Source organism: Vibrio sp. V03_P4A6T147, from assembly GCF_002241085.1.
Classification (GTDB): Bacteria; Pseudomonadota; Gammaproteobacteria; order Enterobacterales; family Vibrionaceae; genus Vibrio; species Vibrio anguillarum.
Genome location: NZ_NDIO01000236.1, coordinates 1 through 9,470, shown reverse-complemented (window position 1 = coordinate 9,470; position 9,470 = coordinate 1). Strand labels below are relative to the sequence as shown.

10 protein-coding genes are annotated in these 9,470 nt (G+C 46.0%); 5 read left to right on the top strand and 5 right to left on the bottom strand.

What is annotated here, in order from left to right; translation table 11 throughout:
* The first annotated feature begins 158 nt into the window (after positions 1-158).
* A complete protein-coding gene (ushA, locus tag B9J84_RS09460) occupies positions 159-1,820 on the top strand; it encodes a bifunctional UDP-sugar hydrolase/5'-nucleotidase UshA (RefSeq protein WP_094124017.1) in 1,662 nt (553 codons plus the stop codon).
* Positions 1,821-1,926: 106 nt separating this feature from the next.
* Complete coding sequence (gene ybaK, locus B9J84_RS09455) at positions 1,927-2,403, top strand: Cys-tRNA(Pro) deacylase (RefSeq protein WP_026027304.1); 477 nt, start codon at positions 1,927-1,929, stop codon at positions 2,401-2,403.
* 45 nt (positions 2,404-2,448) lie between these two features.
* On the opposite strand, the gene B9J84_RS09450 is transcribed toward ybaK, so the two are convergent.
* Entirely contained in the window at positions 2,449-3,708 is a 1,260-nt protein-coding gene (locus B9J84_RS09450) for a uracil-xanthine permease family protein (protein ID WP_010320498.1), read from the bottom strand.
* Positions 3,709-3,897: 189 nt separating this feature from the next.
* On the opposite strand from B9J84_RS09450, the gene B9J84_RS09445 reads away from it, so the two are divergent.
* The gene (locus B9J84_RS09445; protein WP_170935149.1) at positions 3,898-5,043 is read left to right on the top strand and encodes a DUF2066 domain-containing protein; all 1,146 of its coding nucleotides are present in this window, start codon (positions 3,898-3,900) and stop codon (positions 5,041-5,043) included.
* A 101-nt stretch (positions 5,044-5,144) separates the two neighbouring features.
* Here B9J84_RS09445 and B9J84_RS09440 read toward each other — a convergent pair whose 3' ends face one another.
* Genes B9J84_RS09440 through B9J84_RS09425 form a run of 4 tightly spaced genes read right to left on the bottom strand, consistent with a single transcriptional unit; the run spans position 5,145 to position 7,979 of the window.
* A complete protein-coding gene (locus B9J84_RS09440; RefSeq protein ID WP_026027302.1) occupies positions 5,145-5,570 on the bottom strand; it encodes a DUF2069 domain-containing protein in 426 nt (141 codons plus the stop codon).
* Positions 5,571-5,578: 8 nt separating this feature from the next.
* Positions 5,579-6,151 (bottom strand): NAD(P)H:quinone oxidoreductase, encoded by a 573-nt coding sequence (gene wrbA, locus B9J84_RS09435; RefSeq protein WP_017042769.1) that lies wholly within the window; start codon positions 6,149-6,151, stop codon positions 5,579-5,581.
* Complete coding sequence (arsC, locus tag B9J84_RS09430; RefSeq protein ID WP_064625784.1) at positions 6,148-6,498, bottom strand: arsenate reductase (glutaredoxin); 351 nt, start codon at positions 6,496-6,498, stop codon at positions 6,148-6,150. Before arsC ends, wrbA begins: the two co-directional genes overlap by 4 nt.
* A 23-nt stretch (positions 6,499-6,521) precedes the next feature.
* Complete coding sequence (locus B9J84_RS09425) at positions 6,522-7,979, bottom strand: M48 family metallopeptidase (RefSeq protein ID WP_026028354.1); 1,458 nt, start codon at positions 7,977-7,979, stop codon at positions 6,522-6,524.
* Between the two features lie 194 nt (positions 7,980-8,173).
* Between B9J84_RS09425 and B9J84_RS09420 the strand changes: the two genes are divergently transcribed.
* A complete protein-coding gene (locus B9J84_RS09420) occupies positions 8,174-8,401 on the top strand; it encodes a sulfurtransferase TusA family protein (RefSeq protein WP_017042766.1) in 228 nt (75 codons plus the stop codon).
* Positions 8,402-9,470 (top strand): AI-2E family transporter (locus B9J84_RS09415; protein ID WP_143698849.1); only part of this gene is annotated, 1,069 nt, incomplete at its 3' end. It abuts the gene before it with no gap.

Sequence of the window (9,470 nt, the reverse complement as noted above, 5' to 3'; positions counted from 1 at the left end):
GTGATCAATTCTACATAAATATGAAATCAATCTGTCACCTTTGAGATGTTAATTTAAACTGGGTCAAGTTTATTGGTATGGCTTGATTTTGTGTTTGCAACGTTGACCATAGCCTCCCCCTCACAAGCAGTGGATTTTTCAAGTTCAAAGGTATGATAATGAAACAACGTCTTATTCTAAAAACAGCGCTCAGCGCGGCCATTCTTACAGCCCTTGTGGGTTGCGCAACTCAACCCACTCATGAGTGGAAGGAAGATACGACTTATAAACTCACCGTGTTACACACTAATGACCACCACGGTCGTTTCTGGCAAAACAAATATGGCGAGTATGGTATGGCGGCACGTAAAACGCTGATCGACGATCTTCGCTCTGATATTGAAGCTGAAGGCGGCAGCGTACTGCTTCTTTCTGGTGGCGATATTAATACCGGAGTTCCTGAATCTGATCTGCAAGATGCAGAGCCTGATTTTAAAGGCATGAGCAAGATTGGTTATGATGCGATGGCGTTAGGTAACCATGAATTCGATAACCCGCTCGAGGTGCTGTTTAAGCAAAAAGAGTGGGCGAATTTCCCAATGCTGTCGGCCAACATTTACGATAAAGCGACCGGAAAACGTCTATTCCAAGCCTACCAAATGTTTGATAAACAGGGCGTGAAAATAGCGGTTATCGGTTTAACGACTGAAGATACCGCTAAAATCGGCAACCCTGAATACATTGGTGGTATTGAGTTTAAAGATCCAAAAGAAGAAGCGAAAAAACTGATCGCAGAAATTGAGAAAACGGAAAAGCCGGACCTTATTTTTGCCGTTACCCACATGGGCCATTATGAAAATGGTCAACGTGGTGTGAATGCACCGGGTGATGTTGCGCTTGCACGATACTTGGATGAAGGTTCTCTCGATATGATCGTCGGCGGCCACTCTCAAGAGCCTGTCTGCATGGAAGGCCCTAACGTGGTGAAGAAAAACTTCCATCCGGGAGATGAGTGTAAGCCTGATATGCAAAACGGTACTTACATAGTGCAAGCGCATGAATGGGGTAAGTATGTTGGCCGTGCGGATTACGAATTCCGTAATGGTGAACTGAACATGGTGAGCTACAATCTGATCCCTGTAAACCTGAAGAAAAAGGTGAACGTGAATGGCGAGAGTAAGCGCGTACTGATTCAAGATCAAATCGCTGAAGATTCAGAAATGCTTAGCTTCTTGCGTCCATATCAAGAGCAAGGTCAAGCGAAACTGAATGTAGTCATTGCACAAAGTAATGGTAAGTTAGAAGGGGATCGCAACGTTGTGCGTTTCCAACAAACCAATTTAGGTCGTTTGATTGCACTTTCTCATATGGAACGCGCAAAAGCCGACTTTGCGGTGATGAATTCTGGCGGCGTGCGTGATTCGATTGATGCAGGAAAAATCACTTATAAAGATGTGCTCAAAGTACAACCTTTTGCCAATATTCTCACTTATACCGATATGACCGGGGCTGAAGTGTTGGATTACCTCAATGAAGTGGCGACCAAACCTGTTGATTCTGGCGCTTATGTACAATTCGCGGGGATTTCGATGACAGTGGCCAATGGTAAGGTATCGAACGTCTTTATTGGTGATAAGCAGCTCCGTTTGGATGAAACGTATCGCTTCACCGTGCCTAGCTACAATGCAGCGGGTGGTGATGGTTATCCAAAAATCTCCGATCACCCAGGTTATGTCAATACAGGCTTTGTGGACGCGGAAGTATTGAAAGATTACCTCGAAGCACACAGTCCAATTGATGTGAACCAATATGCGCCAGCGGGCGAAATTGTCTATAAGTGATAGTGCGATAAAGAGTTTGACTCATTGTGAGCAATCATTTTAACTAAAGGCGGTGCTTAGGCATCGCTTTTTTATTGGCACTAACGGCTACTTTGAGATAAGCACGATGACACCTGCGATTGATTTGGCGAAAAAGAAAAAAATTCCTCACACTCTCCATCAATATCAACATGATCCTAATCACAGCAGTTATGGTTTAGAAGCGGCTGAGGTTTTGGGACAAGATCCGAAAAAAGTGTTTAAAACACTGCTGTTTTGCTTAAATGGCGAGCCGAAAAATCTCGCTGTCGCGATTATTCCTGTTGATCAAAAATTAAACTTAAAGCGTGCGGCCAAAGCGGCTAAGTCGAAAAAAGCGGAAATGGCTAATCCAGACATAGCGCAAAAAACCACGGGTTATGTGGTCGGTGGCATTAGCCCACTTGGGCAGAAAAAAGCACTACCGACCTTCATTCATCTCAGCGCAGAAGATCAATCGACCATCTGTGTCAGTGCAGGTAAGCGCGGTTTAGAGATTGAATTGGCACCGAGCGATCTTGCGTTATTAACGCGAGGTGAGTTTGTTGAATTGTGTCAAGAATAGAGAATGAAAATCCGGCCTCGAGTGAGGCCGGATTGACTGGCAAAATTAGTTCTTCAGTTTGATCTCTTCTTCCATCTGGGCGTTATCCACCACATGGTTTTCTCCTAAGTCATTAGGAAGGATCAAGTTTAGAATAATGGCTACGATACCGCATAAGCTGACACCTTGTAGGCTAAACTCTCCGATACCAAAGGCCATGCCGCCGATACCAAACACTAATGTCACTGCTACAATCACTAAGTTGCGAGACTTGTGAAGATCGACATGATTTTTAATCAGTGTGTTTAGGCCAACCGTTGCAATTGAACCGAACAGCAAAATCATAATACCGCCCATTACGGGAATTGGAATGGTTTGCAGTAGCGCGCCCAGCTTACCAACCAATGCTAATACAATCGCGGTGATCGCAGCCCAAGTCATGATTACTGGATTAAAGGCTTTCGTCAGCATTACGGCACCCGTCACTTCGCTGTACGTAGTGTTTGGTGGCGCGCCCAGCATAGAGGCTGCGATGGTGGCAACACCGTCACCCGCAATGGTGCGATGTAGCCCAGGTTTCTTGATGTAATCTTTTCCAGTGACGTTTGAGATCGCGAGCATATCGCCCACGTGTTCGACTGCCGGAGCAATTGCAACTGGGATCATGAACAAGATCGCGTTGATGTTGAACTCAGGGAAAGTGAAGTTCGGCATTGACAGCCAAGCCGCTTGCGTAACAGGAGTAAAATCCACTACACCAAAATAGAGGCCCAAAAGATAGCCTGCAAAAATACCGCCGCAGATCGGCAATAGTTTGAGAAAACCTTTGGCAAAAACGCTAATCGTGATGGTGGTTAACAGTGAAACGCAAGAGATCCACATCGCTACATCTGAGCTAATCAGTTGTACCGAACCATCTCCAGTTTTACCTAGCGCCATGTTTACAGCAACAGGCGCAAGGCCTAAGCCAATCACCATGATCACCGGGCCAACGACCACAGGAGGTAAAATTTTGTGGATGATTTCTACGCCACGGACTTTGATGATCGCTCCCAGTAGTATGTAGACAAAACCAGCGGCCACTAAACCGCCCATCGTCGAGGCAACGCCCCAAGTTTGGATGCCAAACATAATCGGTGCAATAAAGGCAAAAGAAGAAGCAAGAAAGATGGGGACAGAGCGGCGAGTAATAAGTTGGAATAAAAGGGTACCGACACCGGCGCCAAATAGTGCAACGTTAGGATCAAGCCCAGTTAACAGCGGGACAAGAACCAGCGCACCAAATGCGACGAAGAGCATCTGTGCGCCTTGGATGGCATTTTTCATCATGATTTCCCTGAAGCAAAATAAAAATTCGCGGGATTCTATCACTTTTGCAAACGATTGCCATTGAAACTAGATCAAATAAAGTCACAAATGTTGATGAAATTATCACCGAACTCTGCCGTGGATTCCTTGCCGCGGACCGGATAGTTGCTTATCATCGACGTTCACAAAACAGATCATAGGAACAGTATGCGCTATTTAGCTATGTTGGTGATGAGCTTACTCACTCTCCCTGCTTATGCCTTAACCAAGGTCGACTTATACCATACCGAAGTCGTGATTGATCAACAGCAAGACAATGCCGACGCGAATGCTCGTATCAAAGGGATGAGCGAAGTGATTGTTCGAGCTTCGGGTGATAGGAATGCGGTGAACAATGAGGTGATTCAAAAAGCTTTAAGGCAGAATTCGCAATATTTAGCGCAAATCAGTTATGGTCAAAATGGGGCGCAATCTTCGATTGTCATGGGGTTTAGCGCACCGCATATCCGCACATTATTAACTCAAGCTCAATTACCATTTTGGCCTGAAAACCGAGCTAATGTTTTAGTCTGGTTGATTGAAGAGTCAGGTTATGACCGCAGTATCGCTTGGGAGCATTCTGACACGAGTACGTTAAAACAGCTTAAAGGCGCGACTCAAACTCGCGGTTTGCCTATCACAGTGCCTGTGGGTGATTTTGATGATATTACCGGTGTGGAAGTATCGGATTTGTGGGGCGGTTTCGTGCAGCCTATCAGTATGGCTAGCCAACGTTATCCAACCGATGCTGTGTTGGTGGTCAGAGTGCAAAGTAATGGTGTGCGTTGGAGTTTGTATGATCAACCCGCCGCTCAAATGACACAAGCCACGAAAGCGCCACTGTCTGGTCAAGCGTCTGGTGACGATGCCATTGAACAAATGGTCGATCAATTGAGTGATTACTATGCAAGAAAGAGCTCGGTTATCGTGGCCAGTGAATCCTCTTCTTCGCTGCTTGCTCGTTTTAGCCCGATTGATGATGCAATGGATTTCTTTACCTTGGAGAATAAGTTGAAGCGCTTAAGCTCTGTTGCTTCTTTGGACATTCTCAAGATTCAAGGTGAGGAAATCACTTTCGAAGTGCATTTGTTGGCTTCAGAGTCCGAGTTTGAGCAAGAAGTGCTACGCATGGGCAAAGTCGCTAAAATTGACGACCCACAGCCAGAGAGTGTGCCAATACAGCTTACCCCAGCAGCAGAGGTTGATGATTCTGCTGTGGAGTCAGGCTCTTTGCAAGTCACAACTGAACCGTCATTATCTCAGGCCATCACTGAACCTGTGAAGCGAGTGCTCTCTTTTGAGTGGCAAGCGTAAAGTACTCAGCCACCCCTTGAACAAATGCTGAGATAATCAAAAAGAGCCCATCAGGGCTCTTTTTGCATGAGAAGAATAGGCAATCCTGTCATGGATTGACTCTATGGTTGATTATCGTGGGTAAAATTGGCTTTCTCTTGCTTTTCGACTTCAGATAGACGCTTGAGTTTCAGTCCGAGCTCTTTACCTCGATGGCGAGCATACAAGGTATTACCGACAAAAGCGGCAAATGTCAGTAGCAGTTCCACTACCGCTAACCAGCGCTCCCCTCCATCAACATAAATCAGCGTCAATGCGTGTAGAAAGTAGAGCATTAAAACAAAGTTGGCCCAGGCGTGAGTGTAGGGTTTTCCGGCCAAAATTCCCGGTAATGGTAAAAGCAGTGGGATAACCCATGCAATGGCCAATGCAACATGATTAAGATGAGGGTGAGGAGAGAGCGAGAATTGCCATAAAACCACCCATATAATTAGGGATAAGTTACTCAGTAAAGCTAGCCATCGGTACTGCTTGGTGCTTGGCATCATTTCTGCCGTCATAATCTGTCCTTTAATCGGCTGGCTAGCATTGCCAGCCGTTTTCCTAAATTTTTAGCCAGTTCACTTTCGTGCGTAGTGAGTTGTGGCGAGTGTGTTGCGACATGGCTTGCACCATATGGCGTGCCTCCAGAGGTTGTGGTATGCAGTGCAGGCTCTGAATAAGGGATGCCAACGATTAACATGCCATGATGCATCAGTGGCAGCATCATACTCTGTTGCGTACTCTCTTGGCCGCCATGCAAAGAGGATGAAGAAGTAAACACGCAAGCGGGTTTATCAATTAATGCGCCGCTAATCCATAAAGGGGTCGTTTGGTCCCAAAAGTGCTTCAGTGGCGCGGCCATATTGCCAAACCAGACTGGGCTGCCAAAAGCCAAACCATCACATTGCTTTAACTCATCCAGAGTCAGGTAGGGATCGGTCGTTTGCTCTGCATGATTGTCTAGCGCCGGAACGGTGCGCAAGAGCGCTGTCGCGCCTTGTGCTTCAATTCCGCGTGCGATTTGCCGTGCCAGTGCTTGCGTTGAACCGTGCCTGCTGTAATAAAGTACGACGACTTTAATACTCATAAAATCTCAAGTACCTGCTCTGGTGGACGGCCGTGGCGCGCTTTACCATTGGCGACAACAATGGGACGCTCAATCAACTTAGGGTGCGCGGCCATGGCTGAAAATAGTTGATCATCAGTAAGTGCATTATCACTTAGGCCAAGTTCTTTATAGAGATCTTCTTTGGTGCGCATCATATCACGAACCTGTTGTAGCCCGAGTTGAGCGTACAAGGTTTTCAACTGTTCGATGGTTGGCGCTTGGTCTAAATATTTGATGATCTGTGGCTTTAACTGGCGGTCTTCTAGCAGTGCCAGAGTTTCACGACTTTTTGAGCATTTAGGGTTGTGATAAATCACGACTGACATAACTTCTCCTCGTTGTATTGTGATTATTGGAGTGATAAGAATCGGTCTCGTTGCACCATCAATTGGTCAATGCGTGCATCGTAGCGAGCTTGTTCTAAGCTGCCAAGTTCGGCGAGTTGACTTGCTTGAGTGTAATATTGAATCGCTTTATTCCAATTAGCTTTGAGCGCTAGAAGCTCCGCTCGCGCGGCGAGATCTTCTTGGCTATTGCCAATGCCGATATTCGCTTCTGATAGCAAATGCCAACCGTTGGTATCATTAGGGTTGTCATGGGTGTAGCGCTGCAATACCCGAATGGCATCAGACAATTTATCTTGTTTTAACAAGCTGTTGGCGTAGTTAATTGTTAAGGTTGGATTGTTCGGTTTCTGTTTGAGCGCCTTCTCTAGCAAGGTTTGGGCTTTGGCCGCTTGATTTAGAGCGATATCGAGATCGGCCATCGCATCAAGATAGAAATTGTTTGTTGGGTCTTGTGCAACCAGCTTTGATAAAATCGCCTCTGATTTATCAAATTGCTTGCTATCGAGATAAACCAAGGCTTTGCCATATTGGAAGGCTGGCGCGAGAGTCGCACTCTCTTTTTTCTCCGCACGCTTAAACCAATCAAGAGCGGCTTCATTATCAATCCCAGCATAGCGAGCAACAATTCGCGAGCGTGCTAAATGGTAATCCAATGAAGGTTGAAGGCGCATAGGCGGGTAATGTTGGGCACGCTCACGGCTGTCGGTAATACGATCTTCTGGCAGCGGATGGGTTAGTAACATCGGTGGCGGTTTACTAGCGTAACGATATTCATCAGCGAGGCGGCCAAAAAACCTTGGCATGGCTTGGGCATCAAACCCCGCTTTGGCTAGCGTTGCAATACCAAATCGGTCAGCCTCTTTTTCATTACTGCGCGTATAGTTTATTTGGCTTTGCATACTGCCTGCGGTGGTGGCGGTAATGGCGGCAATGCCCACTTCAGGTGCCGCAATGGCCAGTAACAAAGAGCCCGCCAATGCGGCGATTGTTGCTGGTGAGCGTCTGGCTTGGTCTTCCATACTGCGTGCTAAATGGCGCTGCGTGACGTGGGCAATTTCGTGCGAAAGAACCGAAGCGAGTTCGCTTTCTGTTTGTGCATGCAAAAACAACCCAGAGTGCAACGCAACATAACCGCCAAAGAAGGCAAACGCATTGATATTGCGATCGCGGATCATAAAAAAGGTGAACGGCGTTTTTACATCGTTGGCATTGGCAACCAATTTATGCCCTAGGCTATCGATGTACTCGTTGATCACCGGATCATTGACGATAGGCTGGCTGTTACGCAGCATGCGCATATAAGCATCACCATAAATAAGCTCTTGATCAATCGTCAAGGTCGAACCTGCTACTGTCCCAATGTCCGGTAGCTCTATAGTGTCGGCATAGCTCAAGGAAGGGGCGTTTATCGCCACAGTAATACAGAGGCAAAGTAAGGATCGAGCGCGTTTAAACTTCATATTTGTCAGTGATATTCCGTGATCTTCTTGTCTGTATGACATTGAATGTGTGAATTGGTTTCCAACTCAAAATAGCGGCCAAAAATTGTAGAGAGAGAAGAGTAAGCCAGCCGGTGTTTGAGTATCGATAAACACTGGCATGCCAGTCAAAACTCGATACAATGGCAGGCCTATATTAAGCATTGAGCAGAAGAATGGAACCAAATATTCTGGATTTACGCCAGCAGCGTTGTCCGATGGCTTTATTACTTGCGAAGCGTCACACTGTTCAATTGGTTTTGGGTGAGGTATTAGACATTTGGCTTAACGACGTCAGCTCAGGACAGGATATAGAAAAATATTTGTCTGCTCATGGCTTTCGTTGCCAGTGGAACACGTCACCCGGCTATTTTTGGCTAAAAGTAATTAAGGAACTCGATTAAATGTTTGAAATGGTAACTCGTTGGTATCAAAGACGCTTTTCTGATCCTCATGCCGTTAGTCTGGTTGCTATTCTGTTTTTTGGTTTTGTAACGATATATTTCTTCGGCCATTTGATTGCGCCGCTGCTTGTGGCCATTGTGCTGGCGTATTTACTTGAGTGGCCAGTAATGCAATTGCGCCGTTTTGGGCTTCCTAGGTCCGTTTCCGTAATTTTGGTGATTTTGCTATTTGTCGGTTTGATGCTGCTGGCTATCTTTGGTTTAGTACCAACCATTTGGAAACAGGTTGGTAATTTAATCAATGACATTCCTAACATGTATGCAGGGTTGCAAAGCTTCATTTTGAGTATTCCTGAACGTTACCCTGAACTCGATAACTTACAGATTGTTGAGTCGGTGATAAGCAATGCGAAGAACCAGGCTTTAGGTATGGGGGAAAGTGTCGTTAAAGGGTCACTTGCTTCTCTTGTGAGTTTGGCCACCTTGGGTGTCTATCTCATTTTAGTGCCGTTGCTGGTCTTCTTTTTATTGAAAGATAAGAATGAAATGCTGCGAATGACCAGTGGGTTATTGCCACGTAACCGTAAACTCGCGGCTAAAGTATGGCAAGAGATGAACCAACAAATCTCAAACTACATCCGTGGAAAAGTGTTAGAAATACTGATTGTTGGTAGTATCAGTTACGTCACTTTCGCCATTCTTGATTTACGTTATTCGGTGTTGCTTGCTGTGGCTGTGGGTCTATCGGTTTTGATCCCTTATATTGGCGCGGCCGCTGTGACGGTGCCAGTTGCCATCGTCGGTCTCTTCCAATGGGGCATGACTCCGCCGTTTTACACATTATTAATTGCTTATGGCATCATCCAAGCTTTGGATGGCAACGTATTGGTTCCCGTTCTATTTTCTGAAGCCGTTAATCTACATCCCGTTGCTATCATTGTCGCGGTGTTAGTCTTTGGTGGGCTATGGGGGTTTTGGGGCGTATTTTTTGCAATTCCTCTTGCCACTCTAGTAAAAGCAGTATGGCATGCTTTGCCCAGCACTGATGAACCTGTTGTTGAGGCTGAAT

Coding starts and splice junctions, on each gene's coding strand:
- B9J84_RS09440 (WP_026027302.1), bottom strand. CDS start 5,570: ATGATGCCAAGCACCAAGCAGTACCGATGGCTAGCTTTACTGAGTAAC.
- ybaK (WP_026027304.1), top strand. CDS start 1,927: ATGACACCTGCGATTGATTTGGCGAAAAAGAAAAAAATTCCTCACACT.
- B9J84_RS09425 (WP_026028354.1), bottom strand. CDS start 7,979: ATGAAGTTTAAACGCGCTCGATCCTTACTTTGCCTCTGTATTACTGTG.
- ushA (WP_094124017.1), top strand. CDS start 159: ATGAAACAACGTCTTATTCTAAAAACAGCGCTCAGCGCGGCCATTCTT.
- B9J84_RS09450 (WP_010320498.1), bottom strand. CDS start 3,708: ATGAAAAATGCCATCCAAGGCGCACAGATGCTCTTCGTCGCATTTGGT.
- B9J84_RS09420 (WP_017042766.1), top strand. CDS start 8,174: ATGGAACCAAATATTCTGGATTTACGCCAGCAGCGTTGTCCGATGGCT.
- wrbA (WP_017042769.1), bottom strand. CDS start 6,151: ATGAGTATTAAAGTCGTCGTACTTTATTACAGCAGGCACGGTTCAACG.
- arsC (WP_064625784.1), bottom strand. CDS start 6,498: ATGTCAGTCGTGATTTATCACAACCCTAAATGCTCAAAAAGTCGTGAA.
- B9J84_RS09445 (WP_170935149.1), top strand. CDS start 3,898: ATGCGCTATTTAGCTATGTTGGTGATGAGCTTACTCACTCTCCCTGCT.